An 18,586-nucleotide genomic window follows, 5' to 3' on the forward strand; every position below is an offset into this window, starting at 1 on the left:
CATACTTTTACATTGTTATTAAATTCATTTATGGGTTAGTAACCGGTTGCCGGGCGGTGAGGTGAGATTTTCCGCGACGGCAATGCAAGTCATGGGCGGGGGAGGCTGTCAAGCTCTCCCGTTTTTGTGTTTCAATCGGCATTTATCTTATCATAGGCGCTCCTCCTTATTTTTCTGAAAACAGTGCGGTTTAACGTGATTTTATGATGACTTCCTTGCGGGTGAATGTTTCATTGTTCAATTGCCTTTGTTTGGAAATGGAATAGGTGATGGGTGCCGACCGCTTCAACAGGTCGAGGATATCTTCGAGCGTTTCGTCGGTAAACGTGGCCGTGTATTCGTATTCCTTAAGCTTGTCGCCCTCCAGGCGTATATCCACCCCGAATTTGCGGGAAAGCCTGGTGACAATCTTGTCGAGTTTTTCCCGGCGGAACACCATCTTTCCGTCTTTCCAGGCTGTTTCCACATAGGGATCCGCCGTCACCACATGAATATGGCCGGTTTCCAGCCGGAGGACCGCCTTTTCGTTCACCGCCAATGCTTCCGTGGCTTTTGAGCCGGTTTGAGAAGAGACCTCTACCTGTCCGCGTGCCAAAGTAACCTCGTGGCTCGTCTCACTTTCGTACGCATTCACGTTAAATTCCGTCCCACAAGCGCTGACGGTCATTTTCCGGGTTTCCACATTGAAACGGTGTTTCTTGTCGGAAACCACCTTGAAATAAGCTTCTCCGGAGAGTCGCACCGCGCGTTCCTTTTCCGTGAAACGTCGCGGGTAGGTAAGCGAGCTCAGGGCGTTCAGCCACACCTCACTCCCGTCCGGCAGCACGGCTTTTGTCACCATTCCCGGCGCGGAGGTGATGGTGATCATCTCCTGCGGCTCGCTTTTTTTCAGCATCGGCCCTACCACATATTGATGCAGTAAAAAGGCAGGGAGCAGGATGGCCGCGGCTGTCCGCGCAGTGTTCCACGCCTTTACCCGGAAAAGGTCGAAAGCGATCTTCCGGGATAGCCTCGACCAGGCTTTCGCGGTGTCAATTTCCTTTTGTCTCACGAGATTTTCGGATAAGTCGCATATCTCCTTGTTGAAATCGGCCATTTTTACCCTTTTTATATTTACTTGACGTATGAGAGGGAAAAACCCCTATGTTAAAATGGAGTTTTTAAATAAACACCCATGCAATGAGACAGAAAATAGAAAAAAATACCCATGCAATGAGATGTTTTTTTAAAGAAATTACCCATGCAATTAAACAAATTGCCTATATTTGCAGCTATGATAAAAGAGTTGAATATGGTTTCACTGTTTCGTTAACTTTTACGAAGAACTACCCGAAATATATGTTATTGCTGCCGGCACAACTGTCCGATATCCATGCGCTCATCGGCAGATTTGTCGGTTCGGCATCCATTCACCAGTTTATGGGCGAAACCGATCATGATGTTGCTGTCCGGGTTTGGTCGGGACAATACAGCGTGGACAAGGTGGCAACGCTGGCCAAAAAAGATTTTCGGTTGATAAATTTACCCTTTTACATGATTTCCGGGTTACCCGAAATAATCGGCCGCTTGACATGAAACAATTCCAAATCGATGATCCATTTTTGTTCCGGGGTGTCAAGTTTCTAACAAGAACAGCCTTAACACGGAAATTCTCATGGCGTACAGTATGGAAAGGAACATGCCTGCCTGGTCGTGTTCCCTGTGGAGTTCGGGATCATGGAAAAGGGACAGGGCTTCGATACCGGCCAGATCGCGGGTCGAAGCGAAGTAGTGAAGCCTCCCCACCTGCCAACTCACATATTCATGCGGGGTGATCTCCGTCCTTTCACCGAACACCGATCGGAATGAAAGTTCCGTTTTCTTCAACTTTTTATCTTGGATCTTTATCGCTTTCTCTTCCAGCTTTAAAAGGGCATGATCGGGGTATCGCTCAAGCGCCCCCGCGATTTTGGCTTTTTTCCCCGAAGGATCATCGAGGCTTTGTATTTCGAGGAACTCGAAGTAAGGGAGCCGTTCCCCCCACCGTTCGCATATATATTCCCGCAACTTGTCCCCGTCATCCTCCTTGGTCAGATACGACAAGTCCTCATACGTGACCTCATCCTCATTTTTCAAACCGAGCATTTGCCCGTAAGCGGCATTGGTGATGGTGTAACCCTGCGATTCTTTTCCCCACTTTCCGACCATCCTGTCCACTTCCTTGAAGTCGGTGAGATCGCCGTACAACAGATCCGTGAGCGCTTCAATCCTTTGGAACCTTTCCCACTCTTGCGTATCCTCTTCGTCGTGGTCACCGGCAAACGACGCGTCTTCCGGACCCGCATTTTCCAAGTATCGGGTTAACTCCAGGAAAATCGCCGCATTTTCCTGGTAGCTGTTCCCGGCATATTCATCAAAAAAATCCTCCTCGTCATCCTCTTCATCGCCATAAGGGGTATCAAAGGGATTGCCCGCCCCTAACACATAATCATAATTCCCGGTTCCAAGCCTCTTTTCCAGTCTGTTTATGATCATTGCGGCCATGGTGTCGTCCTCCAGAGGGCCCTGCACGAACAGGGGTTTCCCGTTTTCATCGCCGCAACGGATATCGATCAAAGGTATCTCGTCGCTGTCCTCCTCGAGCATGTATTGTGTGATGGAGAGAAAGTCCTTGTGCGGTTCGAAACCGATATCCCCGGCATATTCCCATCCGGCATGAACGATGTTGTGGGCCAGATTGTATTCGCATTCAATCAACCCAAGGTGGGTTGCCAATTTGTTCTTATACTCGTCGAATTCATATTCCGGCAGATTGAATTGGTACAAGGTGTCCTTTATCCCGAGGCATTTCAGATCGACAAGATAGGCGCAATAAGTGACATTTCCGTTCACATGTTTACGGGCTATGGTAACGTGTGCGAGGCCCTCCTCATCCCATCCGTCATTGACAAAACACTTGAATATGGGAAGATTCCGGGCCCTCTGGCGGATATAGTTTTCGGGGGAAAGGATCTGCGGAGACGGCTTCTTTTTCTTTTTCATAACGGATGATCACATTGGGATGAATAACGGTGACTTTCTCGACACAAAGGTAAAATAAATATTTTAAGAGATGGATATTTTTCCCCGCAAAACCCGGGTTATTCTGTTTTTGCACCGGATCAAATGTAAGCCATTCCATATATGAGCGGCAGCAAGGGGAGGTAATCGCCCAACTCATCCCTCAGGGCGCTTAATGCCTTGCTGATATAAGCTTCTACCGTTTTGGGAGAGACGGACATCTCCTCCGCGATCTGGCGATAAGTCATCTTTTCGAACCGGCTCAGTTCGAACACCCTCCGGACATTTTCCGGCAACCGGCCCAAGGCGCGGTGGAGCATCTCCTCCAGTTCGTTGATGGTATAAATCGTCTCCGGCGTATCGGGGGCGCCGGCGATAGCCGAAGCGGATTGCCATTCGGCATCTCCTTTCCGGACGGACTGTTTCCGGAGATAGTCCGTGCAATGGTTCTTCACGCTGGTGATCAGGAGGTTCCGGAAGGAAGAGGTGATTTCGATCTTTTTCCGGTTTTTCCATAGCCGATAGAAAGTGTCCTGCACGATATCCTCGCACGTCGCGGGGGAAAGGATATACCGCATGGCAAACACGCACAGGGCCGGGTAAAACTCGATAAAAAGTTCTTTGAAGGCCTGCTCGTCGTCCTGAAAGGCAGCTTTTCGGAACAGGTTTTCATACCTTGCGTCTTTTCCGTTCATTCCTCGTCTCCTCTCTCTGTATACTCACTTCACCCCGCCCAGGTCTCCCTTGTATCGGGAGTAAGCTTCCCTGTCTCCGCCCATCCAATCGTAACATTGTATAGGAATGCTTCTGCGACATCTATATTCTGAAAGAGCGACCCTTCATGGAATGAGTCTGCGGGATTTTGATCCAATGTGTTATCACAAGAGGAAAGAAGGAAGGAGAGTAGAAATGCAATTAAGCAGTATTGAATGTTTTTATATTTCTTCATATGGCTAATATTTTTATTTTCAATAGAGTTAGCTAATTGAGTCGCCTCCGCACCTCGATTAGCAATTCCTCGATACCGCATAGTCCAAACAAGTTTGTCCTTTTCTCATTTAGCTTAACGGAAATATTCATTCCCCTGCTAATGATTATTTTGAACAGGTCGGTATCATATAAAATGATTGTTTAATTATTCACAAAAGTAGTTTTTTGTCATCAAAATCAGAAATAATTGTTAAAGTGTTCTTCAAAAATTCCTGAATTTTGAATAGATAGAAAAAGATTAAATCCCTAAAATCTTGTTCGCTATGAATGAATCCGGCAGGGAGCGCGCCATGCTGTATCCTTCCCCGATTGGTGCGGTTTCTCTTTGCCTTTCAGGAAGTCCGCATTGGGGATTTAGCCGGTAAAGATACACACGCCATCGGCGCTGAAACGGATCGTTTCCCCCCGGAGGCTTGTTTTTTGATTATTCTGTTTCAATGCCCGAATCCTGCCCACCATTTTGCGGGTATAAGGCGCTGGCGCCTTGGATATGCGATTTTCTTCTGCGGGCTTGGCTTTTCTTTTGTCGATTTGTGTGATACCGCAATCCGTATCTTGTGCTTTGCATCTTTAACCACTTTTGCCGGCACAATTATAAGTTTCAAAGTTACCATATTTTAAAAGGTAAGTTTTAGATGAGTTTTTGTGTCTAAAATTGGACATAAACGATAGTAATAATACGACGAAAGGAGTCCGCGCCGAAGCGAAAACTCCTTAATACCTTGATATTTATACCGTGAACTGTGCCGGGTTCGAACCGGCGACCTCTGCCCTGTCAAGGCAGCGCTCTAAACCAGCTGAGCTAACAGTTCGGACCGCAAAAATATAAAAAAATATGATACCTTCATTATAATTCCAAGAGAAAAGATAAGAAAAATTATGGATATGTTAAGACGATTAATTGGGTATATAATTTCACCGTAAATTGAATAATAGCTGATAAACCGATTTATTTTCGTATCTTTGCACCCATTAGCAATTAAGTTCATATTGGATCTTTCTTCATCAATGTTTTGCTCCGCTGTTTATCGCGGGTCTTCCCATCGTCGAAATCGACATCAAAATCAACTTATTTGTTTAAGTTATCAATCAGTTGCAAGAATGTGCCCATACAATTTAACGTGGTACATCTTGTTTAATATTAAAACATGACATTTAAAGAATTGACTATTGTAGAGCCGGTATTGAGGGCTCTGAACGAAAAAGGACATACAACTCCCACGCCAATACAACAACAGGCTATTGCCCCGGCACTCGACAACCGTGATATCTTGGGACTGGCACAAACCGGAACAGGCAAGACCGCAGCTTTTGTACTCCCCATCATACAACAATTGTATTTGGATAAATCTTATGGAAGGAAAAGAGAGATCAAGGCGTTAATTTTAACACCTACGCGTGAGCTGGCCATACAGATCAATGAATGCCTGAGTGATTATATCCGCTATACGGGTCTCCGTCACTGTGTCATTTATGGTGGAGTGAAACAAAATGCACAGGTAAACGCGTTGAAACAGGGGATAGATATATTGGTCGCTACTCCGGGACGTCTGCTCGATTTAATGAACCAGAAGATCATCAGTCTCCATTCTGTCCGCCATTTTGTGCTGGATGAGGCCGACCGGATGCTGGACATGGGATTTATCCACGATATCAAACGGTTGTTGCCACAACTCCCCAGGGTGAGGCAAACCCTCCTCTTTTCGGCCACCATGCCGGCTTCCATAGCTGATCTCTCACGTTCTATCCTGCACAAGCCGGTCAGGGTAGAGGTGGCGCCGGTATCCTCGGTAGTGGACACCATAGAGCAATATATCTATTTTGTGGAAAAGCCGGAAAAGAAAAATCTGCTGATCAGCCTGCTGAAGAAAGACAAGAGGAAATCGGTATTGATATTTTCCCGCACCAAACACGGAGCGGATAAGATCGCGCGGGTACTCAGCAAGTCCGGAATAGATAGTGCCGCCATTCACGGGAATAAATCACAAAATGCCAGACAAAAGGCCCTGTCCGATTTTAAATCGCATAAAATACAGACCCTTATCGCGACCGATATTGCAGCCAGGGGAATCGATATCAACAATCTGGAACTGGTCATCAACTACGATCTTCCGGATGTGGCCGAAACCTATGTGCATCGCATCGGCCGCACGGGTAGGGCAGGGAACACAGGTACAGCGTTGACGTTCTGTGCCGATGAAGAGAGGGATATGTTAAAAGATATCCAGAAATTGACGGGAAAAACCCTTGTGGTGGCAAGCTAAACAACAATTCAATAAACAAAAAATAAATAAAGATATTTCAGGTATAAATATGGCTAAATCAGTTTCGTATAACAAAAGAAACATAGAAAAGAAAAAACAGGAAAAACGTTTGGAAAAACAAAAACGTAAAGAGGAACGTAAAGCTAACGCAGGCTCCGGCTCATTGGATGATATGATCGCGTATGTGGATGAAAACGGGGTGATCACCGACACTCCACCGGATCCGGTAAAAAAGCAGGAAATCGACATTGACAATATCGTAGTTTCCACACCTAAAAAAGAAGAAATCGACGAGCCTCCACTCAAAGGGCGTGTGGAATATTTCAATCCCGACAAAGGATACGGCTTTATCAAGAATGCGGCCAATATGGATAAATACTTCTTCCATATCAGCGGCGCACCGGCTTCTATCGATGAGGGAGATAAGGTTACCTTCGAGCTGGAACGCGGCAAAAAAGGGATGAATGCCGTGAATATTGTCATTACGGATTAAAGGATAGCCAGAGCGTTTTCCTGTACGGATACGTCTCCCCGTTATCCATGAACACCCTTGTCGCATCGGATGAGGTATGGAAACAGACGATACTTGGTGGACGACGAGGGATCCAGCGTCTGGGCATTGACATATCCACAGCATGATAAGAAAATAAAAAGATATTTTTTCATTGTGCAAATGTAAGAAGTTGTTGCGAGTAGGGTATATTATACATCATGAAAAAATCTTCAACTCTCATCTCCATATCACTGCCAGAAAAAGCCGGAAAAAGGAGCTGAAAGATTCAGGGGTTTTGATGTGACTTCCGTTCCAATAATACGGATACTCACAAGTTGTTTTATTACTGTTCAGCGGCGAATGTTGAGATCAACTCAAATTCTTCAAAAGTCATATTCAGGTCTTTACGGTTTATGGGTTCTTGCCCCATTTCTTTCCTTAACTTATGCTTGTCGATATGCGACAGAGAGTGCTCTTTGCTGGCGTGCCATTTCTCCCGGGATTCCTTGTCTTTCCAGTAAATAAGCACTTTTATTATATCAAAATCGTCCGCCTCCCTGTTGACCAATATATCGCGGCGAATAAAACCTTCTGCTTTACTAGACCTGGAAGGGAGCGATAAATCCTCAAGGACTGCGTGTGTGAGGTTCTTCGCCACCTTCATATTACGTGACATTACATACATAACTGTGATTTTTTAAAACGTTTATTAATTATTATGCTATTTATTGCGGACAAGCGTATCCAGTAACATCTTTAAATTATACCAGCAGGTGTTTTCCTTGTTGATTGTCTCAACCAGAATATCCTGTTCATTCATGGGGACACCTAAAATCCTGAAAATGTCAAAAACTTCCCGTTCCGCCACGTTCACACAATATAGCCTTGTTTCATGTTCGGAATGTTTCATGCAATTATCGCATGCTGAATTTGAATAACTGACCATCACTGCAATTTTTATTTGATCTGACTTAAACAGCTGTCTCCCAGGGGAGCTCCCAATTAAAAATTAAAATTACTCCTCTTCGGTTAATTGTGCAATACCCTAAAATAATGATTTTTCAGTGGTATATTAATCAGTTTTGGGGATAGCAAGCGCAATAAGTAACCGCTTTATCGGATTTACACTGCTTTTCCCACTATATTTTTCCGATGTTCCCTCCTCCTTCAAAAGGAGAGGGGTACAAGGAAGGGGACCTTGGCGTTACTGATATCCTGAGGTAATAAAGCTCGTATAGTTGTTTCGGAGCTTTAAGGCGGCTGCCCCGTAAGGGCCTGTGGGACACATGTTCTCCTCATAAAGATATGAGACCGCACGACTGATGTGCTGCACGGCTAATTCGATAGCCAACTGCTGCTTGATACGGTCTATACCGGCTGGTTCCCCGGAGCTTTCGAAGGTCTCCATGTCTGTCCAGAATTCTCCCTGATAGTTTGTGTTTTCCTCATAGAGTCCTATTGCCGCGCTCTGGTAGTAATCCTCTAAGCGGTCGAGACTGACATGTCCCACGCCAACACCATCTTGCAACATGATGACTTGCAAGTTGCATCGTCCCAGCTCTGCCATGAAATGTTGCAGCTGTATGGGAGATGTCAGGTTGCTGTTCCAAAAGGCGGCAATGGCGACGGGCTTGTCGCAGAGCTGGTGTAAGCTGTCGGAGACGCGATTCACAAAGTTGTCACGGAACGATGCCAATAGCTCTGTGGAATGATAGGCATAGGGTTCGGGCTCATGGGGCAGATACCAGCCTTTAAACGCGGTGGAGGTGCCATACCGCTGATATATCTCACGGGCGACGCTGATGCAGCGGTCGGCATGGAGCCGCAACCAGTCGGCATTGGTCTGGTTACTCCAATACTCGTTATGGAAATAAAGCCCTATATAGACTTCCATCCCTTTCAGCTCCGCCGCATTGAGCAATCGGGTAAGCGCAAATTTAAAGATGTTGGTAGAGAAGGTGTTGGATGTGTCATACCAGGCGTTTTGCTCATAGGCGGTAAACTGGATGATGACGATATTCATGCCTATCTTCCGCATTCCCTCAAACAGACCGTTCCACTGGTATTGTGTCCAGTCTCCCTTGTCCCAAAACGTTACAAAAGAGCCGGTCAACGCCCGTTGAGCGTCTACGGTAATATACTCTGAGGAAGACAGACTTGTCAGTGGCTGTGTCTGGTTCTCGGCGTCATCGTCTCCGCAACCTGATAGGAGGAGGGGTGAGAGGGCGACCATCAGTAAATAGATTTTCTTCATCATTTTCATTATCAATTATAAATTATCAATAAGACTTACATCGTAGTCACTCATTGGTCTGTATCAAGCCGCAGGAAAGGTTCCGTCCCGTCAAGGTCTTGGCGGGAGACAATAGCCGTGACCTCCCGTTCGTCACCCGGAAAGAGTGTGAGGAAATTATCCGACCAGAATGTAGGCCATACTTCCTCGCCCGTTGAGCCTTTGGTGATCATCAGGCGGTGCATGAAAGCCAACCTGTCTGTCGGATTCCTCACTTTGGCTTTGATGATCACATCGTCGTCTTTCGTCAGGACATGATAGGTCAGGTTCAGATCTACTTTCGGCATTTGGGCAATGGCTCTGAAATCATTTTCCCCATCTGCGGAAAGCCAATATATATTCTCTGAAACGATTTTACCGTCCTTGTCCGTCAGAAGCAAGCGCACAAAGTAAACGGGCGTGATGTGTGGGGGCTGGGGAACCGTATACAGTTCTTGGAAGCAATCCTCTCCGATAGAGAGAGATTGTTGTTTCTGCCATACAATATTCATCCCGAAATCGTATACCTTGACATCAGCGTTTAATCCTGTTTGCGGGGTATGGATGGTGTTAATCACAGAAATCATCCGGTTGTGCTCGTTCATTTGTATGTGTAATGGCTCCAAAGCCTTCTTCGCATAGTAGAATCCCGCATTGGGGTTCAGAAACCAGTCGTAGATTTGCCAAAGCACTTGGGGCCATGTGGCATTCAGTTTCCAGAGCATCACCCCCGAGGTGATGTCCCACATTCGGTGATTCGCCGCCTCGTACATCGCCCGATAGCTGCCCGCATTGATATATTGTGCCCAACGAATGTAGTCTTCCGCACTTTCCGGTTGTCCGAACTGTTTCCTGATGGCTATATCATAAGGCTTATAGGCGTAACTCAATGACGGTGTATAGATGGTATCCCAAGCATCGTGATAAGCCCATGTCCTGTCCAAGGGATAAATGGCGGTCCGCTCACCCTTTCCCAAATCGTTGATGTATTTCTTCATGCTGGCGAGAGTGGAGACGGCAGGCACGCCCATCTCATTCCGAAACATCTGATCTTTCACCTCCAACACCTTCTCATAATAGTATGCATGTGGATACCATGTATAGTCCGGCTCGTTCTCGTCCGTCATACCCGTAGGCAAATCGGGCTTCATGTAAGGTGTGAGTTTGTCTATATCCCATCCATGACTGGACGTCGCGATGAAAGGACGCGTCGGGTCTTGATGTCTGATATACTCACGTAAAGGCACATAAAGCTCTTCTCTGACAATGGTTTCTATCTGCATACACCACAATACAAGGCTGGGATGATTGCGGTAGCGTCTCACCACGTCATACATGTTCCGCAACGCCAGTTCCGTGTCAACGGGATTGTTGAATGTCTCCATACCCGGATAACTCGTCCAGCACTGGAAGAAGACTTCCCAAACGAGCAATCCATATTTGTCATACGTTTCCATGACATGCTCTGGGGGCGAGGGCATGTCTTCGTTGGCAATCATGTTCACACCCGAAAGAGCTAACAAACGAGCCTCGTCATACATCCGCTTCTTGTTCATATCAAGCATCATATCTGGCTGTATGAAACCCCCACGAGAGAAAATCCGCTTGCCATTCACCCAGAATATCCGTCCAAATTCGCCATCGATTTCTTTGAGTGTCGAGGTAATCTTACGGATTCCAAAGGTAGTATTAAAAGTGTCAGACTCCTTTCCTTTCGTCTCAAACGTCAGGTTCAGCGTATGCAGATATTGTCTCCCATAACCATTGGGCCACCATAGATAGGGATTACGAATATGGAGTTGCTCGAAATCTTGGGGAGTGAATGCTATCTCGATATTCTGTCCCGCCGGAATTTCCACCTCTTTCTCAAATACAATGGTCCGCATGTCGCCCGGCATCTGTTTCTTATAGGTGTAGAAGTCAATTTCTTTTAACAAGTCTATTGTTCCCCTCAGGATGCCTTTTTGAGTTGAATGGGTCGTGTTCCGAAGCTCGGCGGATACGGTAATATAGGCATTGGTCGTATCAGGCAAGTGTAAGTCTGTAACAATGTAGGGATTCTCTATCTTCACATCACCTGTATAAGTAAGATAAACGTCCTGATACATGCCCATATTCCGGTCCCGCACCACAGGGGCGCAGTCCCAGCCTGCCATAAATTTAAGCGTGACATCACGGAATATCTCCTCTCCTTGTCCTCGTCCGGGTCCAAAAGGCTCAAACATATAGCCCGGAGAGGGGGTGCCAACATTGTCTACCTGATGGATTCTGACCGCTATCACATTTTCTTTCTGATAGTCGACATATTGCGATATGTCGTATTGAAAGCGCAGAAACATACCAGCCATTTCCTTGGCGGAAACGATTTGCCTGCCGTTGACCCAGACATCTGCCCTGTAATTAATTCCATCGAAGTTCAACCACGTGCGCCTTCCTTTCTGGCTGGCAGGAATAGTAAACGTTGTCCTGAACCAATAGGGGTCTTTGAACGGATTATCCACACCGTCCAGATAGCTGTATTTACTCAGTCCAAGCCTTTGATTCAAATCATCAGAGGCGTCAGGTATCCTTAAATCATTTAGGTCAAAGTGCGGATCCGGATAGATGCCTGCCTTCACAAGTGTCCCAAGCACAGTGGTCGGAACCGTGGTCTTTATCCATTTCTGAGGCTCATAACGACGGGAAGAGAGAATATCTCCCGTTTGAGATACCTGTGTGGAGGATATCATTTCCCATTCTGTCAGCATTTGCTTCCCGCCCGGATGACTGGCGGAGGCAGTTATACTTACGAAAATAAAGATGATAATAGGGATAATTTTCATCATAAAGATAATTTTCATATAGGTTTATTTTTCGCTTATGTGGCAGTATATCTTATAGTTATCTATGAGGGACGGGAGCCACTTACAAGAGCAAGCAAGCAGCTCCGATAAAGCCGGCATCATCGCCCAATAAAGAGGGCACGACTGCCGTTCGACGAGCAGGAACAGGACAGATATTCTTATGCAAATATTCTTCCATCGTATCTTTAAAATACTTATACGCATGTGCGATGGAGCCTCCCAATATGACCTTTTCGGGGTCTATGAGGTTAATACTCCATGCCAATGGGACGGACAGATGCTTGCCAAATAGCCGCCAAGTCTGCAAGGCACTGATATCTCCCTGTTCAGCCAATTGGAATATTTGCAGTGACGATAGGCTTTTATGCGCGATGGAATAGTAGATTTCCGAAACGCCATGACCCGATATAAAATCCTCTATATGCCCCTGTCTATAAGGAGACGGCCATATCTCAGCGGCTGTACCAGTGGCACCTTCCCATAATTTTCCGTTGAAAACGAGCGCACATCCCAAACCTGTCCCTAACGTGAAACCGACAATACTGCTACAACTTTTCCCTGCACCAAACATGGCTTCCGCCAGAATCAGGCAATTGGCGTCATTGTTCACATGTACAGGAACGCTGAAATGTTTTTCAAGCTCACCACGCAAAGGGAAATAATGCATGGTCGGCAACTGCGGACATTCGAGAATGATACCTTTGTCCGCATCCACCGGTCCAGTGGAGCCAATACCGATACCACGCAAACTCTCTGGTTTGATGCTGTTTTCCTTCATCACCTGCTGTACAGAACGGGTGATTTTCTCAAATATCAACTCACCAGACAATGTGCTTTCCGTCGGTACCTTCACGGGTGTCCCAACAATCTCACCTTGTAAGTTTATGGCACCGGTAAGAATTTTAGTTCCTCCGAGATCTACACCTATTATTATATTAGCACTCATATCTATCTGTTTTAATTACTTTTTACATCCAAGCTGACTTTTCCTAATACGGCAAACGAGACCAAAGCCGTCGTCTCATCGCCAAGAATGGCAAATAACAAGGCGACAACGGTACAGTCACTATGAAAGACAAAAAGTTTTCTTTACCCCCATTGAGAAAGGCTATCGGCAAATGAATGACCTTCCACGAAAAACCCGAATATCAGATATATCAGAATTGTGATAAACAAAAGAACGGATATCTTTTTTTATTCGTGTCCATCATACTCTTCCTATTCTATCATCGTTACTTTTGCCCCACGAGAGAAACTACCGGCTGCAAAACCATGTCTTTTGGCATATTCGTCAATAAACAGCTGCACTGGAATAATACTATGGACAGAGAAAAGGAACTCATCGGTCTCGTCTATATAGACCGGAAGGATGTTTGGATGATGATGGTCTATCCGGGAATTGGTGATTAACCATATTTTTCCTCCAAACTCCACAATGTCTTCCGCCATTTTCAAACTCTGTTCAAGCGTCTTGCCTTCCGAGGCGAAAAGAATTGCCTTGAACCCGTTTCTCACCATTTCCATCGGTCCGTGACGGAACTCACCGCCTAAGATACCTGTTGCCGCAATGTGGGTCGCTTCCTTAAACATAAGCGCGCTCTGGCTTGCCGTTGAGTATGAAGGGCCCCGCGCAATAATCTGCAACGTATTGATATCGCCTAAGAAGTCGATGGCTTTTTGAAGCCAATGGTCATACCCTAACAAAGATTGTTTGAAATGTGCCTGCAACTGTCGCAGTGCCATAAGATTGCCATTGTTCCACTCTCCCGCCAGATAAGTTCCCAAGATGTAGGCTGCCAATGAAGTCACAACGTAAGTCTTTGTGGAAGTCATCTCCTCCTTTCCACCTTTACAAAGTAAAGCGACATCGGCCTTGCGGGCCAATGTGCTTTCCTCCTCATTAACTAATCCCACACAAAAGACTGTATCTGGCAGTCTTTCAAGAATCTCACGTATCTCATAACTCTCTCCGGATTGGGAAATACATACTAACAACGTACGTTTCTCAAATAAAGAAAGGTTATAATGAAGTAATTCACTCGTATTGATATACATGGAAGGAATACCAAACTGATTGAAAAGATTGGCTGCCGCAAAAGAAATAAAGAAAGAACTGCCCATTCCAGTGAAAATAACCTGCTCTGTCTTACGGAGGGAAAGCGCCTCTTTGATCTGTTTGAGAAGTCGCACACCCTCTTCAGAAGAATAGAAATCCACAAGATTGCTAATGGCAACGGGTTGTTCCATTATCTCAGAAAGAAATTTGTTCATATCGTTAGTACAAGTTTTGTCTTTTTTATGATACTATATTTACAAAAGTATTTGGATTATTTTGCTTTCATCATCCGCATGACCCAATTGCCTTTATTGATGTTCAGGCAATGAGAATAAGTGACATACAGGTGACCGTCTAAGACATATTGGAAAGCGCAAGCGTCATTCTTATAGAGAATAGGATTATTCGCTACCCGCTCATATCCTTTGTCTATGCTCATTGAAGAGAAAGCGTTCGTAACCCAGCTTTGATGTGTATCATCGGCAAACTCCTCTACTAATAGATAATACGTTCCGTTATAATAAGCCACAGAAGGAGCTGCTAAGGTTTTACTGGATGAAAGAACTTCATAGGACTGCTGTACAGGCATGTCGGCAAGATCCTTACATTTCTTCACATGGATATTCCAACGGGGATTTACCTTCGCCTGCTCGGTCCCATTATAGTAGAAAAGATAATAATATCCATCATTCTTATTGAAGTAAATAAAAGGATTTTGGTTCTGGTGTCCGTCAGCATAAGGCACAACGACACGCTTGTTCTCAAAATCTATTCCATTATCACTCTCCGCCATGACGATACGGCTATCTCCGTTTGCCTTTTTATACTCGGCATAGAACATATAAAATTTATTATTGTAAAGAATGACAGTCGGCCAACGGCAATTGGTCGCGATAATTGGATTTCCCTCATACTTATCCCAGTCTAACAGGTTATTACTCCTGGCAATACCAGCCTTACGCAGATGAACATCATTCTGATAGTGGTCAAGACCATAATATCCCCAATATTTATAGCCGTCTTTGTTGGCCTCAACGATGGAGAATGTGTGGACTGCGTCGACATCCCAACCGCATTTATCTCCTTGGATAACCAACTGGTCATCTACAATTTCAGGATACCGGTTACTCTGTCCAAAGACTGTGGTGTGGAATACTACGCACAAGCTGAACACAAAAATAGCTTTTTTAATCGTTCTCATACTTTCTTGTTTTTTGTTAATATTTTAATATTGGTTCCATTCACTTATCAGACAAGCGCCGATACCATCTATTAGGATAAAAGCATACACATTTAACAGTACTCGTATGAGTCCACGTCAAGTATGCCCTACACCATCAAAACCTCTACTCTGTCCGCGCCAAACCTCTTTTGTTCTTCATCTGAAAGTTTTTTCGTCGTAATCAGTTTATCTACTCTCTTTACATCTGAGATAACACCCAAACTTCTTCTTCCGAATTTTGAGGTATCTACCAATAGAACCACCTCATTGGAGATGTCCATCATGACCCGACTGGTTTGCGCCTCACTGATATTAGGCGTCATCAGTCCTATTTTAAGGTCTATTCCATCAACACTTAAAAAGAGCTTGTCTGCCGAAAGTCTCTTCAATGTCTCGTCTGCAAGGGCTCCCATCGTTGTCGCCGCCTTCTTCATCAGGTTTCCTCCGACTATAATGACTTCTATATCCGTATCCAGAAGCTCATTGACGATATTGATGGCATTTGTTATGACGACAAGGTTTTTAAAGTGCTTGATTTCTTTTGCCAGCAAACTGGTTGTTGAGCCGGAATCCAAGATAATGGTATCGCCTTCTGAAATAAGACTGACTGCTTTTTTGACAATCCGCATTTTCTCTTCCAGATTTATCTTTTCTTTCTCGTTCAAAGGCAAACCGTGATACAACCGATTCACTTTGATGGCACCGCCATGTGTACGCCGTAATAGTCCTCGCTTCTCCAAAATCAGCAAATCCTTTCTGATGGTAACGGAAGTAGCGTTCAACTCTTTCGCCAACTCTGTCGTCACAAGGCGGTTATCCCGCTCAAGTAGCATTTGTATTTTGTTCAATCGTTCTTCTTGGAAGATAATATCTCCATTGTTTCCACTCTGTTTTTCCATATCTTTACTATTTAATATCATGAATTAACGAAAGCAAATTTACGATATCTTCTTTATTTTCCTTGCGTTTCGTTTCATTTTTATTAAAATAAAGACTAAATTATTACTCCGCTTCAAGCAGAACCTCATAAAACAGAGCGTCACACGATTATTTTCTCTTAAAACTCCACCCCCATCCTACACCACTGCCGGGTGCGGCGGTCGGCTCATTCTGCATTTGCCAAAGCACCATTTCATCATCCGTAAGTTTCATAATCCTATATACACCAGAGGAGGTAACGGACGAGTTTGTACAATCTACATTGTGGTCTAAGATATATGGATCCTTAATCGTTATGGTCATATTGTCCACATCCAAGATAAATGTACCTTTAACGCCTGCGTCACCAGCGACCTGATGGTATGTATAGTTGACACCTCCATCAAGATCGAAAGTCATTTCGCCGTTGATATCCGGTGTCAAGCGCACGCATTGTCCCCAACTTGCCGACGGCATCCAGTTGTCCGGATAGTTCACCAAATCTCCTGTTGTCTGGTAACAATAATCTGGGAGACCCGTCGATGGGTCTGTGTTATAGACCCAAGTCCGCCCTGCTCCGCCACCCGTGAGCTCTTTCCATACCGGTCTTTCCGATACGGACAAATCTGTGGAGGATACTACATAGGCAGTGTCAATTGAAACAGACTGTGCCGCGTCGCCGTAAATCGTCACATCCACCGTATAGGTTCCTGCAAATGGATAGTAAGAAGTCACCGTATTGCTTCCCGGAGCAATTTTCTGGCCGTTGCCCATATCCCAATGAAAGATATATCCATGGTCAGCGGAAGCCGTAAACACGGGATTATGCGGGTCTTCGGAAGTGACCGTCAGCTTTGGGTTTGTGGGACCAACGCCAATCGTTCCGGTAGACATCTTTTCCGGATCGCACGCTGTCAGAACTAAGACTATCGCAATCACTTGTAAAATATAAATTTCTTTTTTCATAATCAGCTGGATTTCAACATTTGAAGTTCTAATATGGGTTCTGTGCCAGATTGGGATTCAGAGAAATCTGTATCTGGGGAATCGGCAAATATCTCTTATTGTCGGTATATCCCTCCATCAGCGAGCCCCGTCCCGTACGGACAAGATCCCAATAACGATGACTTTCCATCGCAAGTTCCACCCGTCGCTCATGATAGACAGCTTGTAATGGATTTGATTTGTAAGGACTTTCTCCCAGACCGACACGGGCACGGACCCTGTTCAACGGCGTTTGCCAGTCACTACCGTTGTGGACGGCAGCTTCCGCCTGCCAAAGTAAAACGTCCGCAAAACGAATCACACGGATATTCAAACTGGCGGCATCCGTCATGTCAGGTCGCTGACTTTTAGGAAGGGTGCCTTTACGTTTGCAATAACCGATGGTGGGAGCGTCCGGATTGTGCACAGGGTCATAGTTGGTGTAAATAACCTCTTCGTCGGGTGTCCCTTCCCATAGCACATCTCCATGTTTGATAATCGTCCATTCCCTGCGTATATCCCCACTCTCGAACTCATCGTACAAGTTCTGTGTGGGCTGGTCGAATCCCCATCCGCCGTTTCGGTCGTCACGGCTACGATGGTAGATCTCTACCATACTGCCTTCATTCTCGTCGCCCCACTGAGACATTCCGAAATCTTTCAATTGAATATCGAAGACCGACTCTATACCGTTGTCCGTCTCAATCGTGAAAAGATCTCCATAGTTTGGTTGCAAGTCGTATTCTCCTGAATCAACGATTTGCTTGGAGAGTTCCTCCGCCTTTTCCCATTTTTCTTGGAAAATATAGGCTTTCGTCAAGAATGCGGCGGCAGCTCCCCATGTGGCGCGTCCCAATTCAGAAGAAGGCATGTCTTTCTTATGAGGTAAAACAGCCATGGCGTCTTGTAAGTCTTGCTCTATAAATTCCCAACATTGTTCCAGCGTATTGCGAGGAGCCGTATATTCAGATGGTTCTAACACATGGTCGACAATGGGAAACGCTCCGAAGACTTTTATCAGGCAGAAATAATAATAGGCGCGCATGAACGTGGCTTCCGCGATAAACCGCTGTTGACTTTCAAGGGAAATGTTTGAATTGTCCTTAACGCCTTCTATCACACGATTGGCTCTATTGATACCCTCATAGTTTTGTTCCCAGACAGTGGCAAGAGTAGAAGTTTCGGGAGTCGCCCTGAAATGCTCCATATCGTATATATTCGCCTGATCACTATCGCCGCCACCGCCTTTGATGGCATCATCAGAAACCACATCACCGATAGCCCAGTCTAAATATTGGATATACTCCATCCAACCTGCCGGATCATAAACCCCTACCACAGCGTTATAAGCTGTCTCATCACTGGAGAAATAGGTTTTCTGATCGATACTGGGCACATCGACGTCTAAGAAATTCTCTGGATTACAGTACGTAAGCCCTATTATCAATAACAGAGATATTGTATATGTAAAATGCCGTTTCATTTTTGTTACTTTTTTATTTAAT

General features: G+C 45.3%; 17 protein-coding genes and 1 tRNA gene. 3 read left to right on the forward strand and 15 right to left on the reverse strand.

The window, feature by feature from the left end:
- Positions 1-190 precede the first annotated feature (190 nt).
- The gene (locus D7D25_RS13910) at positions 191-1,096 is read right to left on the reverse strand and encodes a FecR family protein (RefSeq protein WP_122969546.1); all 906 of its coding nucleotides are present in this window, start codon (positions 1,094-1,096) and stop codon (positions 191-193) included.
- A gap of 83 nt (positions 1,097-1,179) precedes the next feature.
- Between D7D25_RS13910 and D7D25_RS13915 the strand changes: the two genes are divergently transcribed.
- On the forward strand, positions 1,180-1,575 hold the full coding sequence (locus D7D25_RS13915; protein WP_122969547.1) for a hypothetical protein: 396 nt from the start codon (positions 1,180-1,182) through the stop codon (positions 1,573-1,575).
- A 39-nt stretch (positions 1,576-1,614) separates the two neighbouring features.
- Here the strand turns inward: D7D25_RS13915 and D7D25_RS13920 are convergent, their stop codons facing one another.
- From D7D25_RS13920 to D7D25_RS13940, 4 genes are all read right to left on the reverse strand, one after another.
- Positions 1,615-3,021: a hypothetical protein gene (locus tag D7D25_RS13920; protein WP_122969548.1), complete on the reverse strand. Its 1,407-nt coding sequence runs from the start codon at positions 3,019-3,021 to the stop codon at positions 1,615-1,617.
- A 119-nt stretch (positions 3,022-3,140) separates the two neighbouring features.
- The gene (locus tag D7D25_RS13925; protein ID WP_122969549.1) at positions 3,141-3,734 is read right to left on the reverse strand and encodes an RNA polymerase sigma-70 factor; all 594 of its coding nucleotides are present in this window, start codon (positions 3,732-3,734) and stop codon (positions 3,141-3,143) included.
- Between the two features lie 29 nt (positions 3,735-3,763).
- Complete coding sequence (locus D7D25_RS13930) at positions 3,764-3,988, reverse strand: hypothetical protein (protein WP_148038934.1); 225 nt, start codon at positions 3,986-3,988, stop codon at positions 3,764-3,766.
- Positions 3,989-4,766: 778 nt separating this feature from the next.
- Positions 4,767-4,841: transfer RNA gene (locus D7D25_RS13940), tRNA-Val, on the reverse strand.
- Between the two features lie 336 nt (positions 4,842-5,177).
- Here D7D25_RS13940 and D7D25_RS13945 point away from each other — a divergent pair.
- Together D7D25_RS13945 and D7D25_RS18590 are read left to right on the forward strand one after the other, a co-directional pair.
- Complete coding sequence (locus D7D25_RS13945; protein WP_122969552.1) at positions 5,178-6,293, forward strand: DEAD/DEAH box helicase; 1,116 nt, start codon at positions 5,178-5,180, stop codon at positions 6,291-6,293.
- 49 nt (positions 6,294-6,342) lie between these two features.
- On the forward strand, positions 6,343-6,786 hold the full coding sequence (locus tag D7D25_RS18590; RefSeq protein ID WP_122969577.1) for a cold-shock protein: 444 nt from the start codon (positions 6,343-6,345) through the stop codon (positions 6,784-6,786).
- 343 nt (positions 6,787-7,129) lie between these two features.
- On the opposite strand, the gene D7D25_RS13960 is transcribed toward D7D25_RS18590, so the two are convergent.
- The 10 genes from D7D25_RS13960 to D7D25_RS14005 all read right to left on the reverse strand — a co-directional run bounded on the left by D7D25_RS13960 (position 7,130) and on the right by D7D25_RS14005 (position 18,564).
- Complete coding sequence (locus D7D25_RS13960; protein ID WP_122969553.1) at positions 7,130-7,471, reverse strand: antibiotic biosynthesis monooxygenase; 342 nt, start codon at positions 7,469-7,471, stop codon at positions 7,130-7,132.
- 36 nt (positions 7,472-7,507) lie between these two features.
- On the reverse strand, positions 7,508-7,696 hold the full coding sequence (locus D7D25_RS13965; protein ID WP_148038935.1) for a hypothetical protein: 189 nt from the start codon (positions 7,694-7,696) through the stop codon (positions 7,508-7,510).
- A gap of 294 nt (positions 7,697-7,990) precedes the next feature.
- Positions 7,991-9,043, reverse strand: coding sequence for a DUF4434 domain-containing protein (locus D7D25_RS13970; RefSeq protein WP_255417318.1), 1,053 nt, complete (start codon positions 9,041-9,043; stop codon positions 7,991-7,993).
- 47 nt (positions 9,044-9,090) lie between these two features.
- A complete protein-coding gene (locus D7D25_RS13975; protein ID WP_255417319.1) occupies positions 9,091-11,898 on the reverse strand; it encodes a sugar-binding domain-containing protein in 2,808 nt (935 codons plus the stop codon).
- Positions 11,899-11,962: 64 nt separating this feature from the next.
- The gene (locus tag D7D25_RS13980; RefSeq protein WP_122969556.1) at positions 11,963-12,847 is read right to left on the reverse strand and encodes an ROK family protein; all 885 of its coding nucleotides are present in this window, start codon (positions 12,845-12,847) and stop codon (positions 11,963-11,965) included.
- Between the two features lie 272 nt (positions 12,848-13,119).
- On the reverse strand, positions 13,120-14,172 hold the full coding sequence (locus D7D25_RS13985; RefSeq protein WP_122969557.1) for an SIS domain-containing protein: 1,053 nt from the start codon (positions 14,170-14,172) through the stop codon (positions 13,120-13,122).
- Between the two features lie 56 nt (positions 14,173-14,228).
- On the reverse strand, positions 14,229-15,158 hold the full coding sequence (locus tag D7D25_RS13990; RefSeq protein WP_255417320.1) for a hypothetical protein: 930 nt from the start codon (positions 15,156-15,158) through the stop codon (positions 14,229-14,231).
- 128 nt (positions 15,159-15,286) lie between these two features.
- Positions 15,287-16,078, reverse strand: coding sequence for a DeoR/GlpR family DNA-binding transcription regulator (locus D7D25_RS13995; protein WP_122969580.1), 792 nt, complete (start codon positions 16,076-16,078; stop codon positions 15,287-15,289).
- Between the two features lie 148 nt (positions 16,079-16,226).
- Positions 16,227-17,063, reverse strand: coding sequence for a PKD domain-containing protein (locus D7D25_RS14000; protein WP_122969558.1), 837 nt, complete (start codon positions 17,061-17,063; stop codon positions 16,227-16,229).
- A gap of 28 nt (positions 17,064-17,091) precedes the next feature.
- The gene (locus D7D25_RS14005; RefSeq protein ID WP_122969559.1) at positions 17,092-18,564 is read right to left on the reverse strand and encodes a RagB/SusD family nutrient uptake outer membrane protein; all 1,473 of its coding nucleotides are present in this window, start codon (positions 18,562-18,564) and stop codon (positions 17,092-17,094) included.
- Positions 18,565-18,586 lie beyond the last annotated feature (22 nt).

It is taken from the genome of Proteiniphilum sp. X52, from assembly GCF_003712195.1.
Classification (GTDB): Bacteria; Bacteroidota; Bacteroidia; order Bacteroidales; family Dysgonomonadaceae; genus Proteiniphilum.